The organism is Chitinophaga sp. (assembly GCF_039596155.1).
In the GTDB taxonomy this organism is placed as follows: domain Bacteria; phylum Bacteroidota; class Bacteroidia; order Chitinophagales; family Chitinophagaceae; genus Chitinophaga.
In genome coordinates this window covers 86,220-105,223 of sequence record NZ_JBCNKF010000027.1, presented here as the reverse complement: position 1 = coordinate 105,223, position 19,004 = coordinate 86,220, and the positions used below count along the sequence as shown (strand labels likewise).

Here is a 19,004-nt window from a genome sequence, read left to right as displayed (position 1 = left end):
GCATTTAGAATTGAAGGTTCACACTAAACAAAAAGCTTCGGGTAGCAGGATAAGTAAAGCCGGCAAAACTATCTGCGCCATTACTGCTGGCGGCTGCTGAACTGGTTTCAGGATCAAAGCCGGTATACTTCGTGTGCAACCAAAGGTTATTTCCGGTGAAAGAAACAGTGGCTCCTGAAATAGTATGCGTAGGTTTCAACCACTCCGCTGGCAGCGTATAAGATAAGCCTGCTGATCTAAGCCTTACCCATGATGCGTTTTCTATAAATTTCTCGCTGGCACCCCGATAGTAATTCCGGTAGTATCCAGCTCCGTAATCTATGCCATCAGGCCCTTTACTTTGTCCTAAGTAAACTGCTTTCTGATTCTGCGATCCGTCGGCCAGTACACCGTCGAATACGATGGTCTGGTCCCTGTTCGCAGTTATCCCAGACTCTCCAAATGCCGCCAGAAAGTTCGATAACTGGTTATATTTATATTGCCCTTGCCTTACATCGACGAGGAGCGAGAGTGTAAAGTTTTTATAGCGGAATGTCTGCAATGTACTCCCGATCCACCTGGGCAAGGTACTACCGAGGTACCGCTGATTAGTAACATCATCCAGGACGGGAAAGCCATTCGCTCCGATCAGTAAGGGCAGGTCTTTACGCAGTGTCACGCCATCATCATCGCCTTTGGCATAATAGCGTTTATAGCTGCGTCCATACAGGGCACCATAGGCCATGCCGGGTACCAGCTTGCTGGTTACAGTGGAACTGAGGTAACCATACTGACTGGAAATAACGATTTCTTTCAGTTCAGCACCTTGTTGTTCATTCAGTTTGATGACCCGGTTCCTGTTTGTAGAGAAATTGATCTTAACATCCCAGCTGAAATCCTTTGTACGCACCGGCATGGCTGTGACTGTTACTTCCAGTCCCTTGTTATTGATTTCGCCCGCATTTACATAAGCCTGATCGTAGCCGGTGGCGTTGGAAACATATACCGGCACCAGCAGGTCTTTACTCTTTTGCTGATAGGCATTTACTTCCAGCCCTAACCTGTTATTAAGGAAACGCAGTTCTGTACCAATTTCACTGGTATTTGTAAACTCAGGACGAAGATTTGCATTACCTAAAGTCCGGCTTTGATAAAAAGGAACGGTTGTACCGATCGGATCCCCTGTTTCAAAACCATTGGTAATCGCATATGCATCGCCGTCTTTACCTATTTGTGCGTATGAAAGTTTCAGTTTGCCGTAGGACCACCAATCTGGTAATTTGAACATATCAGAGAAAATATAACTTAGGCTGGCACTTGGATAAAAGTAGCTGCGATTCTGCCGGGATAAGGTGGATGTGAGATCATTTCTACCCGTCAGTTCTAAAAACAGTAAATTCTTCCAGCCAAGCGTCAGGTCGCCAAAGTAGCCATAGTTACGATAGTCCAGTATATAAGAATCTCCTTTCACCCGCTTTGCATTGCCCAATAGGAACAGATCCGGCACTACCAGGGTATCTCCCTCTACGCTGGTTCTCCTTACCCGCTGATCGCGCAGGTCATGTCCGACCTTAAAGTCAATAGAGAATTTATCATGGATAGTCTTAGTGAAATTAGCAATGAAAGTAGATGTCAGGTTTCTGCTTCGCAGGTTATATTCATCTATAAACCCATATGCATTGTCGTCAAGGTTCGGCGCTTCATCTACAACACTGAGCGGCCCGGGGGCCGTATGGGTGCGGCCATCCGTATAGAAGTCATTCCCGAAGCGGTATGAAAAACTCAGCCATGATACCGGTTTGTAAGTGACATAAGCACTGGCAATAGCCCTGTTCACATTATCTTTGAACCTGTTGGTTGACAGTGTGTAAATGGGGTTATTTGTACCACTGCTATAAGTTTGTTGCGTACCGTCTGCTTTCTTATAATCCTTCATATCCCAACGCGGCGCCCAGTAGATGATCTGTTCCCCGTAGCGGTCAGCGTTTACCCTATTGCCACCGGAGTTGATGTAATTGAGGGAAGCTCCTGCAGTAACCTTATCACTTACTTTGAAAGTCGCATTCAGCCAGGCATTGTAACTGGTGTAATCACTGAAGGGAATTACGCCATTCTGATCAAAATAGGAAACAGATCCCATTACCTGTGCAGCTTCGGTACCGCCACCGGCGCTCACGGTATGGCGTGTTTGCATACCTGTACGAAATGCCTGTTTATAATTATTAAAGAGTTTAGCCGGGTGCGTAGGATCCTGTTGCCGGGCTGCTGCAACGGTAGGTCCCCAGGAGGGCCAGAAGCTCGCGGGATCGTACACCCCCAGATAGCCCTGGGTATAGGTCGATTGCACTTCGGGGGTTTTGTTTACCTGGTCTAAGCCATACATTCCATTATAGGAAACCCTGATCTTGCCGGCTTTAGCAGATTTCGTTGTGATGATGATAGCGCCATTAGCTGCACGAATACCATACAGAGCGGTAGCGGCACCGCCTCTTAGTACTGAGATATTGTCAATATCATCGGGATTGATGTCCGAAGCACGGTTACTCATGCCCCGGGTCTCAGCGCCCCCGGTGGTATAGGTGCTGTTATCTATCTCCACACCATCTATTATAAATAGTGGCTGGTTGTTCCTGTCGCCCGCCAGTGAATTAATACCGCGAATAATGATCCGGGAACTCTGACCGGGTCCGCCACCGGTGCTCGTGATCTGTACACCTGCTACCTTGCCCTGCAGCGCATTGACCACATTGGGTTGGTGGTTTACATTCAGGTCTGCATTATCTACCTGTTGGATCGTATACCCTAATGCACGTTTTTCTTTTTTTACACCAAATGCGGTAACGACCACCTCACTCAGGTCTTTCCGGGAAGGCTGTAAAACGGCGTTTACAGCAGACTGATCACCTACCTGAATTTCCTGGGTGGTATAACCAACGTAAGAAAAGATGAGGGTGGCGTTGTCAGTTGACAGAGTGATCGAATAGTTTCCGGAGGCATCAGTGTAGGCATGGTGCTGGGTGCTCTTTTCGATGATAACGACTCTTTCCAATAGTTGTTTACTATCCCCGGCGGTGACAGTGCCGTGTATTGATTTTCCTTGCTGCGCAAAGGAAATCGAGGTGATGCATAACAGTAGCACCAGCCATGACAAGAATTGCATAAGCTGAGTTTTAGGTGAACAATGAGGCTATTCAGATGATTGAGTTAGACAAATCTTTTTTAGGCAATTGATTCTGGTTTCCTTTTAAATTTAGGGAATAAATATTTACAAAAAAAGCTTCCACCATTGGTAGAAGCTTTTTTCACCACAGGTGGACTGTGGCTGTATCCAATAAAATCGAAGATGCTAATCCGTTGTGTGAAAGATAATAATCTCCACCCTCCTATTCTTTCTGCGTCCTTCGGGGGTCTTATTATCTGCCACCGGCTGGGTTTCTCCTGCACCGCTAATCTGGCGTATATCGTTCCCCACTCCGTACCGCTGCATGTAATCTGCTACGGCATTCGCTCTACGCAATGATAAATTATAATTATAATCATCGTTTCCAGCATTGTCCGTATGTCCTGTTACCTGCAATTGCACACTTCCATCCCGGGGTATTTTTTTCATCAAACTATCAAGTGCTACATGTAAAGCCGGATTCAAATCACTACTGTTAAATTTGAATAATATATCCGGAATCACGAGCGTATCCGGCGGAGGTACTACTTTTTTTAACACCATTACAGGGGGTGTCATGTGACACAGGATCATTTCGACCCTGTTGTTATCTCCGGTAGCTGTATCATATCTTGGATTATCCTTTCCTTCTCCCCTGATCTGAAAATCATCAAAACTATATCCTTCATTGTATACGAGATAAGTAGCTACGGCCTTGGCTTTATCGTAGGAGATAATCTTGTTATACTCGTCTGAAGCAGTTTGCCATGCATGGCCGACCAACTGTATTCGCATGGTTGTATCGCCCCTGTATTTTCCCAACGCCTCATTGATTGGCTGCTTATATCGTTCACTGATAGTGGTACGGTCCTGATTAAAAAGATCATCTTTCAGGATCAAAGTATCGCACCCTTCCTGACTTCCGTTTACCGTATGTAAAACAGGTGCTCCCGGTGTCAGGCTTTCAGGAATTGAATGACGGTGATGTTCCGCATATAACGAAGCCCTGGTGGCAGCTGTATCGTTACACATCTGCAATTGCTCATTTACAGGGGTGATACTGATACTATCTATTAAGAGTTGTGCATTGGTGTAACCCGAAAACCCGTTTTTCCTTACAGGGGCTTTGAAATTGCCAACGATGAGATGTGTCGCGTTATTAGTCGCCACATATGTTTTCTCTAAAATATACCAGGGCATTTTGGTATGCCACAGTTTCTTTTGCTGATCATTTTCATTTAGCTCTATACTCACCGGCTGCGTCAGGCACCCTGTATTTTCACTAAAGATAAACGCGGTGTCAAACCGAAGCCCGATGCGCAAGGGGTAGTTCTCAGTGTTCATATACACCCTGATCTTATAGGCCTGCCCCTTTTGCAAGGCACACAACAACCTTGTTTGTATGTACACCCTTGCATCCGGGTTCTCCACCGGCCCTTCCTGCAAAAGGGATACATAGTGCTGCCCCTGAAGCGCGGCGCCATTACACAGGTATTTCATTTTGATCATTTCCGGTGCAACAGCCATCCATCCGCAGGGTGCGCAGGGCGCTATGTATTCCGTGCAGATATTTACTTCCTCAAAACTGGCGTTCGGCACTATGTTTTGTGCCACCAGCAGATGTGTACAGTAACAGAATAATAATATCAGGATGTTTAATTTCATTCAGCCACAATTTCCAATACTTTGCTGGTTAATGGCTCATTGCCGGATACATTTATACCCGCTTTCATGAGATAATCACCCGAAAATATTTTATTGTGTTCATACAAATGAGATTCTTCGCCGGGTTTCAGGTTGATTTCCGTCACCCGATATTGTCTTTTAGGATCCAAGCCTTGTAATTTTACCGGTGCAAAGTTTTCACCGTACCTGGTATGCAGGTTGTAAGCGAATAATACGGATTTTGCTTTATCGCCATCTACATACATCAATACCGCCCTGTTTTCGTGGTAAGGCGAAATGAGGCGATACAGGTCACCATGAGCCAGAACTGGTTGCAGGCGCTTATAGTTTGCTACTGCCTGCTGACTGAATGTCCACTCATCAGGGGTGAATTTATCCAGGTTGATATCATAACCTAGTCTACCCATCATGGCTACGTCTGTACGGAACTTCAGGGATTGCCTGCCCCAGGAAGTGACGTGATCGGCGACGGTGAATGAAGGGAAGAAATAGGAATATCCCCATTGTATAAATACCCGTTCAAATGGGTCTGTGTCATCACTTGGCCAGAACTCATTAAAGTATTGCAGGGCACCATAATCCACCCTGCCACCACCGCCGGAGCAAAGCATAATGGCCAGGTGGGGATATTTGTTACGAATACGTTTCAGCACCTGGTACAGGCTGCGGGTATATTCTATATACAGGGCAGACTGGTTGTCTTTGAGATAAGGTGAATACGCATTCGTGATCATTCGGTTACAATCCCATTTGATGTAAGCAATACCCGGATTTGCCGTCATCATATTGTCCACGATGCCATATACAAAGTCCTGTACCCTGGGATTCACGAGGTCCAGTACCAGCTGATTACGGAAGTAGTCTTCACTCCTGTTGGGTAGTTTCAATATCCAGTCAGGATGCTGGTGATACAGTTCACTGGCAGGGTTGACCATTTCGGGTTCCAGCCAGATACCAAATTTTACTTTTTTCTCTTCAGCAGTCTTCACAAGATAACCTAGTCCGTGCGGCAGCTTGGCCTTCATTTCCTGCCAGTCGCCAAGGCCTGCATTGTCGGCATTACGGGGATATTTATTACCGAACCAGCCGTCGTCCAATAAGAACAGATCAGCGCCTAACTTATGTGCATCATCAAATAATCCGGTGAGCTTTTCTTCGTTGAAATCAAAGCCGGTTGCTTCCCAGTTATTGAGCAATACAGTGCGTGGTGTATTGCCGTCAACCACGCCATACTTTGTTCCCCAGCGGTGAAAATTGTGACTGATCGTACCGCGCCCATTGTCGCTGTAAGTGAAGATAAAAGCAGGTGTTTCAAAGGTCTGATCCGGTTGCAGCCTGTATTGAGAAGCATAGGTGTTCATACCGGAGATTACCCGCAGCATGTTCAGTTCATCTACTTCAAATGCAAAACGGAAGTTGCCGGTCCACGCCAAAGTACCTGCCATTACGGTACCATGGGTTTCTGTGGAGGGTTCACCCAGCGATACCATGTAGAAAGGCATCTGGTACATATCTGCACGGGTACCCAACTTGGAATCCAGTATTTTGATGCCGCTGGTCAGTTCATTCTCTTCCATTTTCATTTCTTCCGCCCAGTCACCATGGAAGTTGGTAAGATAATATTTATGCGCATTAAAATGCAGGATGGACGATGCGAAGTTAGCCAGGGTAACAGCCCCTTTTTCTTTATGGCTGATTTCTGTCCATACTTTGAAGATATCCTCTTTTCCGTAGGTATTGACATGCAGTAATACGGTGAAAGGATATTTGGGATCACGCAGGGTAATAGTAGTCGAAGTTATATTATCGTCTGTTTTTACAGTATTGCGGCTGATGTACAGCAGCTCCAGCGAAGGGTTACCGTCAGTATGGGTCACCTGTATAGCCGGTTCAAACAGGTTATTGGTACCAGCAGGGGTATAGGCTTCCCATCGCTCTGTGGGGCGAAGCTGGTCTCCCCCGTCAGCAAGTTTAGGCCCAAAATACTTTTGTAATAGGCGTCCTTTGCCATCTACTTCGAAATCCAGTTGTAAATGATCCGTGCTGGTGGTAAATCTTTCCTGTGCCAACAGACGGGCACCAGGTAAGCAACAAATGAGCATAAGGGCGATTGCGACCTGTTTCATCATAACGTAAAATGGTTAATTAGCTGGGTAAGCTATTACTTTTTTTCAAATTATACTAACCATTTGTCGATGAACAGGCCAGCAGCGTGACCATGGCCTGCTATGTGAATTCCGGCAAGGCAGGTGGCTAACTTGGATAATTTGGCGCATGACTTGTACAAAATACTAGACGCACAGTACCTTTTATAATAGTTTTTTCCTTTAACTGTTTAATCTTAACTTTGGGGGTACTGATATTTTAATAGAGTACTGACAAAAATGTAAGTAATGAGAAAAGAAAGCTCTGCTAATACATTGAACAGGAATAACATCAGCAATAACTGCGGCATGGCGTATACGCTTGACGTTATAGGCGGCCGATGGAAACCAACTATCCTCTGGAGCCTGCTTAATGGCAAGCTACGCTACAGTGAACTGAAAAAATCTATTCCCGATGTATCTGAAAGAATTCTCGTCCTGCAATTGAGAGAACTGGAAAAAGACGGGCTGATCAACCGGCTGGTGTACGCCGAAGTGCCACCCAGGGTTGAATATGAGCTCACCAAAGACGGGGCCTCCCTGCAGCCGATGCTGGAGATTATTTCTGAATGGGGGGATATACACAGACCTAAGAAAACAAAAGACTAATTTGCCTTTATAAAAATTAAGACACGCAATAATGAGCATAGAAATATTTTTTACCATTTTCCTGGTATTGCTGAACGGATTTTTCGTAGCAGCGGAATTTGCTATCGTAAAGGTCCGATCCTCGCAGATAGAAGTCAACGCAGGTCGCAACAAAACAGTCTCCAAGATTGCTAAAGACATCCTGAATAACCTTGACGGCTATCTGGCTGCAACACAATTAGGTATCACCCTCGCTTCTCTGGGTCTTGGCTGGGTAGGCGAAAAGGTGATGACTGAAATGATTATTAACCTGTTTACTTCCCTCGGGTTCCGCCCGGATGTAGGTCTTGCCCAAAAAGTAGCGATTGGCTTTGCATTCCTCGCTATTACTATCATGCACATCGTATTTGGCGAGCTGGCACCCAAATCGCTCGCTATCCGCAAACCAGTGCCTACCACCTTTACCGTAGCACTGCCCCTGAAATTATTCTATATCATCTTCCGCCCTTTCATCTGGATACTGAATGGCCTGGCCAATGTCATCCTCCGCATCATTGGTATTACCCCCGTTCATGAAAATGAGGATATACATACAGAAGAAGAACTCCGTGTGATCATCGCAGAAAGCCATCAGGGCGGTGTGATCGAGGAAACAGAAAAGGCTCTCATTCAAAACGTATTCAACCTGGGTGACCGGCATGTATCCACCCTCATGACGCCACGTAATGAGGTGATCTGGCTGGATATTCAGGATAGCCCGGAAATTAATAAAGCCAAGATCCTGAAACATAAACACACTATGTATCCCCTGGCCAACGGCGACCTGGATCATACTACCGGCTTTATCTATTCAAAAGACCTGCTAAGCGACAACTTCAGCACCGCTATCAATAACCTCTCTTCCCTGAGCCGCAAACTGCTCGTGGTGACGGTACATAACCGTACTTACCAGCTGCTGGAACTCTTCAAGAGAGAGCGTATCTACCAGGCCATGGTTGTAGATGAATTTGGATCTATCAAAGGCCTTGTTACCATCAACGATATCGTGGACGCCCTGGTAGGTGACATTTCCGAAACAAACGAATTTGAATATGAAGTGATCAGGCAGGAAGACGGTAGTATGCTGGTAGACGGCCAGCTACCTTTCGTGGAATTCCTGGAACTGATCGGTGTAGATGCTGACCAGCAGAGAGTGAATGTAACGAACTTTGTAACCCTCGGCGGTTTCATTCTCGACAAACTGGGTAAAATTCCGCAAAGCGGCGATAGCCTGCAATGGAAGAACCTGAAAATGGAAGTCGTGAAGATGGATCAGCACCGTATTGCCAAGGTGCACATCTGCAATGTTGAAAACGATCCAAAGGAAGAAGAAGAATAACGCACCACTAAAATACTGTTATGAAACCCAACTGGCTCAGATCCCTGCTACCACACCTGGCAGCCGTTGCCGCATTGCTTTTACTCGCGGTATTGTATTGCAAACCGGTATTAGAAGACAAAGTCATTAGCCAGAGTGATAACGTGCAGTGGCAGGCAATGGCCAAAGAAGCCATGGATTATAAAAAGGAACATGGCATTCCTCCTTTATGGACTACCAGTATGTTTGGCGGGATGCCTACCTACCAGCTGGCCATGGAATCTCCCTATCACATAGATAGCGCTATCCCGGCGATACTGACGCTTGGATTACCCAAGCCCATCAACGTACTGTTTCTCTCGGCGCTTTGTTTCTATTTACTTTGTGTCGTGATAGGCGCACGCCCGTGGATTGGTTTTGCCGGTGCTGTGGCATACACATATGCCAGCTATTCGCCCATTATTATTGCCACCGGCCACGACACCAAAATGGTTGCACTGGCCTACCTGCCTGCGGTGATAGCAGGACTGATACTCATTACAAGACGCAATTACCTGGCTGGTACGGGTATCATGGCATTGTCCCTTTCCTACCTTATTGCTGCCAACCACCTGCAGATGACGTATTATTTCTTCCTGATCCTTGCCATCGCTGGCATTGCCTATGCGGTATACTGTATCAGGGAAAAGACTTTCCGTGCACTGCTCACAGGAACATTATCAGTGGGCCTGGCAGTCGGCCTGGCGCTGGCATCCAACGCGGTCAGTCTGTGGACGACCTACCAATATTCAAAGGAAAGTAACAGGGGTGGCAAATCTGCCCTGCATCCTTTGCCTGGGGAAACAGCCGAACAACATAACGGGAAGGACTATGCTTTCCAGTGGAGCTATGGTAAGTTTGAAACCCTCACACTGATTGCACCGGATATTTACGGAGGTAGCTCCAGCGGCAAACTGGATGAAAACTCCCAGACCTACAAAACGTTAACCAGTATCGGTGTACCGGCAAACCAGGCTGAAAGACTGGTGAGTGGATGGAACCTCTACTGGGGCGATCAATCACTGCTGGGGACTTCAGGTCCTGTATATCTCGGCGTGGTGGTATGCCTGCTGGCGTTACTTGGGCTGTTCGTCATCCGTTCCTGGCATAAATGGTGGCTCATAGGGATCTCAGTGCTCGGCATCCTGCTGGCCTGGGGCAGCAACTTTGCAGCGTTTAACTATTTCATGTTCGATCATTTCCCTTTTTACGATAAATTCCGTGCGCCTTCACAGGCTTTAATCATCCCGCAATTATCATTTGCCATACTCGCCGTAATGACTTTGCAGGAATTGCTACATTCCGAAAATGAAAGAGCAGACTTACTGAAAAAACTGAAATGGTCCGGATACATTATGGGTGGTCTGCTGGTATTGTTATTACTGGCCTCTACAAGTGCACGCTACACGAACGCCACTGGCGATAATAATAACCCGCGTAGCGACGATCAGTTCCGCAGTCAGTTAGTACAAATGGTGCAGGGCCACACAGAAATAGCAGATCAGCTGATGGCTGCTACACGTGCGGACCGGGCAGACCTGTACAGGAAAGATGTATTCCGCTCTATCTTCTTTGCAGCAGTCGCCTTCGGCCTGTTGTGGTTCTTTTTAAAAGGAAAATTACAAGGTCGCTATCTTACCATCGCCATAACGGTTCTGATCGTGATAGATCTGATACAGGTAGACAGGCGTTACCTGAATGAAGACAGTTTTGTGGATGCCGGCTCCTATAGCCAGCCATTCCAGGCCTCTCCTGCAGATCTGCAGATCCTGCAGGACAAAGACCCTTACTACAGGGTATTTAACCTCACACGCAGCCCATTCCAGGATGCTATGACTTCTTACTTTCATAAGAGCGTAGGCGGCTATCATGCTGCTAAGTTGCAGTTATACCAGGACCTGATCGAAAGGCAGCTCAGTCAGAACAACATGCAGGTATTGAACATGCTGAATACGAAATACATCATCACAAACGGGGTGGAGGGTCCCACCGTGCATCAGAACCCGGACGCACTGGGCAATGCCTGGTTTGTAAAAGCTATCCGCTGGGTACCCGACGCAGATGCTGAGATGAATGCGCTCACTAACTTCCATCCGAAAGATACGGTAGTGATCGATCAGCAATACAAGCCACTGGTAAAAACCGATTTTCAGTTTGATTCGGGCGCCATCATCAAATTACAATTCAATCATCAGGATACAATTGCATACACATCGAAGGCGGCAACACTTCAATTTGCCGTGTTTTCAGAGGTGTATTACCGCCAGGGATGGAAAGCTTATATCGATGGCAGAGAGGCTCCTTACAGCCGCGTAAATTATGCATTGAGAGGCATGTCCGTTCCGGCAGGTGCGCATCACATCACTTTCATTTTTGCACCTACAGCTTATTACGCAGGGGTAAAAGTATCACTCGCCAGTTATATAATCATGTTGATCTTATTAGCAGGAAGTTTTGCTTTGTACTTCAAAAAGAAATAGATCCCGGCAAGTCCGCCTTCCTGATTTTTCCGAAGGCGGACTTTTGCATTTCATCTATGGATTTTAACTGTTCGTAGTAAAAAAGTCCGTTTACCGCATTCCCATAGCAAATTCCCCTATCTTGCAGCAAATCCAGGGCTGTCTTGCCCTTCGGCTATCCACTTTACCGTTTCATCTATACATTTCTCCTGTCTGTAGCCGACAAACAATAGTACTGTAATTATGCCCGTTTGATGCGAAGCCGCATTTCGTATAGTCGAACTATACGGGCCGGTATTTATTGGTATTTACGAACTGCTGCTATAGAAAGAACGCGTGAAGAAATCCCTTAGAAAACGTCTTAGAAAGCACTATGCGGCCCTGACTGTATGCTGCATAGTTGTCTTTTTCATGGTTAATTCTGCAGCAAGGGGCACCCGGAGCCTTCCTTACTATCCTATCGTTGCTGGTCCCGGTCGTGCTGCGAATGACTCTGTTATACCTGTAAAAAATGGGGAAGACTCTTTAAAATATCCCATCAGAGACAGGCATTCCCCGGCACTCGTGGAGCCTGTGCGGAACGCTATTGACTTGAAGGACCCTAAGGGGATCATGCGGGATGTAACATATGACCCTGTAACAAAAGAATATATTATCTCCGAAAAGATCGGCGATAACTATTACAGGAATCCCACGTCCATGAGCTTCCAGGACTTTTATAACATGCAGGCCCGTAAAAGTGAAAATGACTATTTCATGAAACGTGCTTCTACACTGGGAAACCTGAACAGAAGCAGCGTTATTGAACTCAAAAAGTCAAATACGCTTTTCGATAGATTATTTGGTGGCAATAAAGTTGACATCCGTCCACAAGGCTACCTGGAAGTGTCTATGGGCTATGCCGGTCAGTATATCAATAACCCCGTATTGACAGAGACGGCCCGCCGTAGCGGTGGGTTTGATATGAACATGAATATCAATCTGAATGTGACAGGTAGAATCGGTGATAAACTAAAGATCATTACGAACTATAACTCGCAATCAACTTATGATTTCGAAAACCAGATTAAACTCGAATACACTGGTTATGATGATGAGATCATTAAGAAGATTGAAGCCGGCAACGTGAGTTTTGCATTGCCTACTACGCTCATCAGTGGAATGCAATCTCTTTTTGGTATAAAGACCCAATTGCAGTTCGGTCGCCTGACCATGACCAGCGTATTGTCCAGTCAGAAGTCTCAGAAGCAGACACTCACCCTGAAAGGAGGCAATCAAACCACCAGCTACAGCATTAAAGCAGATGCTTACGATGAAAACAAAAACTTTCTCCTTGCACAGTTCTTTCGTGATACCTTCAACTATGCCATGGGCAACCTGCCGAGTATCCGCTCACTGGCAAACATTACACGTATCGAGGTATGGGTGACCAACAAAACAGGTACCACTACCAACACCCGCAATGTAGTCGGTCTGATGGACCTTGCGGAATATAACCCCTACAATACAAATTCGGTTCATATTGTAAGCAGTGGTAAACTTCCTTACAACGGCATAAACGATCTCTATAGTAAACTGGCTGCCGACGATGCCGCAAGACAGCCCAGTACCGTCATTTCACAATTGCAGTCTTACGGCCTTTCCGCTGTTCAGGACTATGAAAAAACATATGCACGTAAGCTGGATAGTACGGAATATACTATCAATAAAAAGCTCGGTTACATCGCCCTGAATAGTGCATTACAGCCCGACCAGGTGCTGGCTGTAGCCTATGAATACAGTTACAATGGCCGTAACTACAAGGTTGGCGATTTTGCACAGGATGTACCACCAGATGCAGCCAATAGTAACAACAGCCGCATGCTCTTCCTGAAAATGCTGAAGGCTACTGCGGCGCGTCCGATCCTGCCGATCTGGGACCTGATGATGAAAAACATCTATTCCACAGGTGGATACCAGTTAAGTAGTTCCGACTTTACTGCGGACGTCTATTACAATGATCCAGGCAGTGATAACCGCGCAGCCAGTCCCAGGCGCTACCTGCCGGATGCTGCCGGTCCTTATAGCGGTGCGCCGATCATCACCATTCTTAACCTGGATAACCTGAATACCAATAACGATCCCCAGCCAGATGGTGTGTATGATTTTGTAAGCGGCTATACCGTAGATGTGGCTAATGGTAAACTCATCTTCCCCGTACTGGAACCCTTTGGTAAAGATCTTGCCAAAGCATTTGGAGGAGATGCCGCACTGGAAAAACAATACCTGTTCACGAAACTCTATGATACTACTAAAACTGCTGCACAGCAGTATTCATCACTGAACAGGTTTATCATCAAAGGGAGTTATAAAGCAGGTACCTCTTCAGAAGTTTCGCTGAACGCCTATAACATTCCTTCCGGTTCCGTTACTGTAACAGCGGGTGGTAAAACCCTTGTAGAAAATATAGACTATACAGTAGACTATAACCTGGGCAGGGTGAAAATCATCAATGATGGTATACTCAGTTCCGGGACCACTGTCAACGTATCTTTCGAAAACAGCGGACTTTACGGCCAGCAGGTACGTAACTATGTAGGTACCCGGTTTGACTATGCTGTGAACGATAAACTGAACTTTGGCTCCACCATCGTGCATATGAGTGAACGCCCTTATACCTCCAAAGTGAGTTATGGAGAAGATCCCATCAACAATACAGTCGTAGGGCTGGATGGTAACTATACATCCGGCTGGAAAGGGCTGACAAGGCTCCTCAACAAGCTGCCCAACTATAATACCAGGTCTGCTTCTGCCGTGAGCCTGCAGGGTGAAGTTGCCCGGTTATTTCCCGGTCACAGTAAACTGATCAACGCCTTTGGCTCCAGTGAAGGGCAGGTGTATATTGATGACTTTGAAGGCACGGAAAGCAATTACGACCTGAAGACGCCCAGTAGCAGCTGGGCCCTGGCATCTACACCGGTGGGGGCCACAGACAGTACAGGCAATATCCTGTTTCCGGAGGCAGCTTTGAGTGACTCTGCTGACTATGGTAAAAACAGGTCCCTCCTCGCCTGGTATATCATTGAACCGACGCTACAGGTAAACAGTACATCCAGTCAGCCGGCAGGTATTACGAAAGACGATCAGTCAGATCCGCGTACCCGTATCGTATACCAGAAAGAGATCTTCCCAAATCTCTCTACAGATTATACGTCTACGCAGCTCACTACACTGGATCTTGCCTATTATCCTAAAGAACGCGGACCTTACAACTTCGAAGCCGGTCGCACAGCCGTAAATGCCGATGGAACACTGAATAACCCCAAAAAACACTGGGGTGGTATCATGCGCGCGCTTGATAATACTGATTTTGAAACATCCAATATACAGTACATTGAATTCTGGGTACAGGATCCCTTCATCAACAACAGCACCAGCACGGGTGGTGACCTCTATTTTAACCTGGGGGCAGTATCTGAAGATGTGCTGAAAGACTCCTACAAGTTCTTTGAAAATGGGATGAAGGCACCTGGTACTACGCCCAACTACGACTCCAGTACCTGGGGCCATACGCCTAACTACACTACGCAGCTGACGCGTGCTTTTGACAACGATGAAAGTGTAAGAGAATACCAGGATGTAGGATACGATGGGTTGCGTACAGCAGATGAAGTAACATACCGCACCCACTTCCTCCAGCAGTTACGCAATAATTTCGGCATAAGTGCAGAAGTGTACACCAGGGCCCTTGCCGACCCGTCTAATGATAACTATCACCACTACAGAGGAGATGATTATGACAAGGCGAAATACGGGATACTGGCTCGTTATAAGCGCTATTCGATGTCAGATGGCAACTCCCCTGCCACGACCAGCGGATCTGCCTATTCCTCTGCTGCTACCAATATTCCGGAGTCAGAAGACCTGAACTTCGACAATACCATGAATGAAACAGAAGCTTATTTCCAGTACCGGGTGCACTTAAGCCCCAACATGGCTATCGGGCAAAACTATATCGTCGATAAGGTAGCTGCAAACGTAACATACACCAATGGCAGCACCGGTACCGAAACCTGGTACCAGTTTAAGATCCCGATCGAGCAATATAACGCGGCTATCGGCGGTATTGCTGACTTTAAGTCTATCCGGTTCATGCGTATGTTCCTCACGAACTTTTCAGACTCCGTGGTGCTGCGTTTCGGCAAGCTCCAGCTGGTCAGGAACCAGTGGCGCCAATATAGCTACGAACTGCAGACCGGTGCAGGCGATCTGGTGGCTACGGACAATGCCACTACTTTCAATACTACGGCTGTAAATATCGAAGAAAATGCCTCCCGTACACCGGTCAACTATGTACTACCACCCGGCTTACAACGACAAAGTACCCTCAGTACCAGCAATACTACCCTGCTGCTGAATGAGCAATCCCTGTCTTTACAGCTGGCCAGACTACAGGATGGTAAGACAAGAGCAGTGTACAAAGCACTGGGTATGGACCTGCGCAGGTATAAGCGATTGCAGCTCTTTATTCACGAAGAAGCCGTAGACGACGATAACAGCTTAAAAGACAAAGACCTGCAGGCGGTGATCCGGATCGGTAGTGACTATACAGAGAATTTCTACGAGTACCGGATACCACTCACCAAAACTGCTTTTGGCGCGACTTCACAGGCTGCCATCTGGCCGACTGCCAACAATATCGATATCTCCCTCTCAGACTTCAGTACCCTGAAGCAGGCCCGTAATAATGCAGGTGCGTCTACCGCCGCACTGTACGAAAAGACCCTGGCAAACGGAAATGTGATTGGGGTGATCGGCAACCCGAACTTAGGGGATGTGGAAGGTATGATGATGGGGGTATACAACCCACTGGACGATGGATTGAGTAAGAGTGCGGAAGTATGGTTCGATGAACTGCGGCTGACAGGGCTGGATGAAAAAGGTGGGTATGCCGCAACGGGCAGACTAAATTTGCAGCTGGCCGATCTCGGCCAACTGGCAGTGACCAGTACCATGCATACTGCAGGATATGGCGCCGTGAATCAAAGTGTGAATGAACGCTACCAGGACAACCTGCTGAGTTATGATGCGTCCCTGAGCCTGGAAATGGGTAAACTGCTGCCCAGGCGTGCAAAGCTCCAGATCCCATTGTATGTAGGGCAATCCAGGACCACCAGCATGCCCGAATGGGATCCGTTTGACCTCGACATTAAACTAAAAGAAAAACTGAAATTAGCGGCCAATAAACACGAAAGAGACTCCATCAGGGCACAGGCCGAAGACGCTACCACCACTACCAGTTTCAATGTAACAAATGTGCGCAGGATGAGTGATGGCAAAAAAAAGCTGCGGCCATGGAGTATAGAGAACTTTGACTTCACCTATGCATACACAGGCACCAGGATGCATAACCCGGCTACGGAGAATTATGAACTGACGAAAAACAGGGGCGTACTGGGTTATAACTTTTCAGGCACCAATAAATTCTGGGAGCCGTTCAAAAAAATCATCAAAAGCAAATCGCCCTGGATGCGCTTGTTCAAAGACATCAACCTGAACCCTCTACCTTCGATGATCAGCTTCCGGGCAGACCTGTCAAGGCAATTCAGCGCCACGCAACTGAGGAATGTAGGGAGTAATTACAAGCTGGCAGAAACGTATAACAAATACTTCACGTTTGATCGTTATTACGGTTTGAAATGGGACCTGACGCGGAATCTGAGTCTGGACCTGACGGCAACTAACAACGCCCGCATTGACGAACCTACCGGCAGACTGAATACTCCTGCCAGGCGGGATACTATGTGGAATAACCTGCTGAAACTGGGTCGTACTACCAATTACTTCCAGACCTTCAATGCAACTTATACCCTGCCTGTATCAAAGCTGCCTGTATTGAACTGGACAAACTTTGCCGTGCAGTATACAGCGCAATACAAGTGGACGGCGGCATCGCTCTCTAACAGGATACAGGGCAATACCATTGAAAACACACAGGTAATAGCCGTGCTGGGTGAATTCAAATTTACTGAACTCTATAATAAATCAAAGTTCCTGAAGGCGATCACAGCCATTAAGCAGGCCCCCGTGAAAACAATTGCCGGTGGGCAGCATCAGCCGGCAAAGAAAGAAGAAAAGCTACCGGAGATCTCACCGTTGGTAAAATCGCTATTCAGACCCATCTTAGCCATCAGGCGTCTCAATATCAACTATGCAGAAAATAATTATACCAGTTTGCCGGGGTGGATGGATAGCACCCAGGCATTAGGTATGAACTGGCGGAGTATGGAACCCGGAATGGCATTTGTATTCGGTTATCAGCCGAATAAAAACTGGTTCGACAAAAAAGCAGCCAGGGGGTTAATTTCATCGGATACACTTTTCAACAATCAGCTGGTACAGCAGTTCTCCCAGAACCTGCAGGTGCAGGCTCAATTAGAACCGTTGCCGGGTCTGCGCATCGACCTGTCACTGACCAAAACATTTACCAAAAATCATACGGAAACATTCAAGGACAGGTACGGCGTTGGGAACTTCGAGCACCTGGATGCTTATGAAACAGGTGGTTTCCAGGTATCATCTATCATGCTGAAAACGTTGTTTATGCATGGAGGGCTGGCACAGGCCTTCACCAACTTCAGAAGGTACAGGGCTATTCTGTCAAAGCGTTACTGGTCAAAGAATCCGTATACCAAAGATGCCTCATTGCCCACTTACGACACCAGTGACAACGCCTACATGTATGGCTACGGCAAATATGAGCAGAATGTACTGATCTCCTCATTTATAGCCGCGTATACCGGCAAGGATCCTAATAAGGTGGGGTTAATCGCTACAAGTGGTTTAGATAAGATCAGGAGCAATCCTTTCAGGAATATAGTGCCATTGCCTAACTGGCGTATTACGTACGATGGATTAGCAAGACTGGCACCATTCAGTGACTTTGTGCAGACGCTGACGCTGAATCACTCTTATGTGAGCAACCTGAGTATGAATTCGTATAACACATCATCGAATTATATGGATAAGAACTCATTGGGGAACCCGAGTTTCATCGATTCAACCTCCGGTAACTATGTTCCTTATTACACCGTACCGAATGTAACGATGATAGAACAGTTATCTCCTTTACTCGGTGTGGACATGACGCTGAAGAACAATATGAACGTGCATATGGATTATAAGCGAACGAGGTCATTGAGTTTAAGTCTGACTGACTATCAGTTGGTAGAGGCGCGTACTGCAGAGATAACTTTAGGAGGTGGGTATAGACTGAGAGGACTAAAGCTGCCATTTGTAGTCGGTAAGAACGGGTCCCACCAGCTGGATAATGACCTGAATATGCGCCTGGACCTGAGTTATAGGGATGAGAAGTCGGTGAATAATCAGCTGGATGGAGGGATATCAACACCGACGTCCGGACAGAAGGTGATAAGTGTAGCACCAAGTATTGATTATGTACTGAATAAAAAAATGAACCTGAAATTCTATTATACCAGGAAACAAACGATCCCGGTGTTGTCTACATCCAGTCCTACCGTGACGACCACAGGTGGGCTGACATTAAGATTTGTATTGGGTCAGTAACACGCCGGTCCATAAAAAGGAAAGAC

Annotated in this window: 7 protein-coding genes; 4 read left to right on the top strand and 3 right to left on the bottom strand. The window is 46.7% G+C overall.

The window, feature by feature from the left end:
* Window positions 1–4: 4 nt before the first annotated feature.
* The 3 genes from ABDW33_RS23315 to ABDW33_RS23305 all read right to left on the bottom strand — a co-directional run bounded on the left by ABDW33_RS23315 (window position 5) and on the right by ABDW33_RS23305 (window position 6,954).
* Entirely contained in the window at window positions 5–3,139 is a 3,135-nt protein-coding gene (locus ABDW33_RS23315) for a SusC/RagA family TonB-linked outer membrane protein (RefSeq protein ID WP_343692509.1), read from the bottom strand.
* Between the two features lie 186 nt (window positions 3,140–3,325).
* A complete protein-coding gene (locus ABDW33_RS23310; protein ID WP_343692508.1) occupies window positions 3,326–4,804 on the bottom strand; it encodes an OmpA family protein in 1,479 nt (492 codons plus the stop codon).
* Window positions 4,801–6,954 carry an alpha-galactosidase gene (locus tag ABDW33_RS23305; RefSeq protein WP_343692507.1) on the bottom strand — a complete coding sequence of 718 codons (2,154 nt, stop codon included), beginning with the start codon at window positions 6,952–6,954 and terminating at the stop codon, window positions 4,801–4,803. The genes ABDW33_RS23310 and ABDW33_RS23305 overlap by 4 nt, the downstream gene beginning before the upstream one ends.
* Window positions 6,955–7,218: 264 nt before the next feature.
* On the opposite strand from ABDW33_RS23305, the gene ABDW33_RS23300 reads away from it, so the two are divergent.
* The 4 genes from ABDW33_RS23300 to sprA all read left to right on the top strand — a co-directional run bounded on the left by ABDW33_RS23300 (window position 7,219) and on the right by sprA (window position 18,978).
* A complete protein-coding gene (locus ABDW33_RS23300) occupies window positions 7,219–7,578 on the top strand; it encodes a helix-turn-helix domain-containing protein (RefSeq protein ID WP_343692506.1) in 360 nt (119 codons plus the stop codon).
* 31 nt (window positions 7,579–7,609) lie between these two features.
* Window positions 7,610–8,935 (top strand): hemolysin family protein, encoded by a 1,326-nt coding sequence (locus ABDW33_RS23295; protein WP_343692505.1) that lies wholly within the window; start codon window positions 7,610–7,612, stop codon window positions 8,933–8,935.
* Window positions 8,936–8,955: 20 nt separating this feature from the next.
* Complete coding sequence (locus tag ABDW33_RS23290; protein WP_343692504.1) at window positions 8,956–11,433, top strand: YfhO family protein; 2,478 nt, start codon at window positions 8,956–8,958, stop codon at window positions 11,431–11,433.
* 390 nt (window positions 11,434–11,823) lie between these two features.
* A complete protein-coding gene (gene sprA, locus ABDW33_RS23285) occupies window positions 11,824–18,978 on the top strand; it encodes a cell surface protein SprA (protein ID WP_343692503.1) in 7,155 nt (2,384 codons plus the stop codon).
* Window positions 18,979–19,004: the final 26 nt, after the last annotated feature.

Excerpts from the sequence above, each read along its gene's own strand:
- ABDW33_RS23315 (WP_343692509.1), bottom strand. The coding sequence starts at position 3,139 with ATGCAATTCTTGTCATGGCTGGTGCTACTGTTATGCATCACCTCGATT.
- ABDW33_RS23310 (WP_343692508.1), bottom strand. The coding sequence starts at position 4,804 with ATGAAATTAAACATCCTGATATTATTATTCTGTTACTGTACACATCTG.
- ABDW33_RS23305 (WP_343692507.1), bottom strand. The coding sequence starts at position 6,954 with ATGATGAAACAGGTCGCAATCGCCCTTATGCTCATTTGTTGCTTACCT.
- ABDW33_RS23300 (WP_343692506.1), top strand. The coding sequence starts at position 7,219 with ATGAGAAAAGAAAGCTCTGCTAATACATTGAACAGGAATAACATCAGC.
- ABDW33_RS23295 (WP_343692505.1), top strand. The coding sequence starts at position 7,610 with ATGAGCATAGAAATATTTTTTACCATTTTCCTGGTATTGCTGAACGGA.
- ABDW33_RS23290 (WP_343692504.1), top strand. The coding sequence starts at position 8,956 with ATGAAACCCAACTGGCTCAGATCCCTGCTACCACACCTGGCAGCCGTT.
- sprA (WP_343692503.1), top strand. The coding sequence starts at position 11,824 with ATGGTTAATTCTGCAGCAAGGGGCACCCGGAGCCTTCCTTACTATCCT.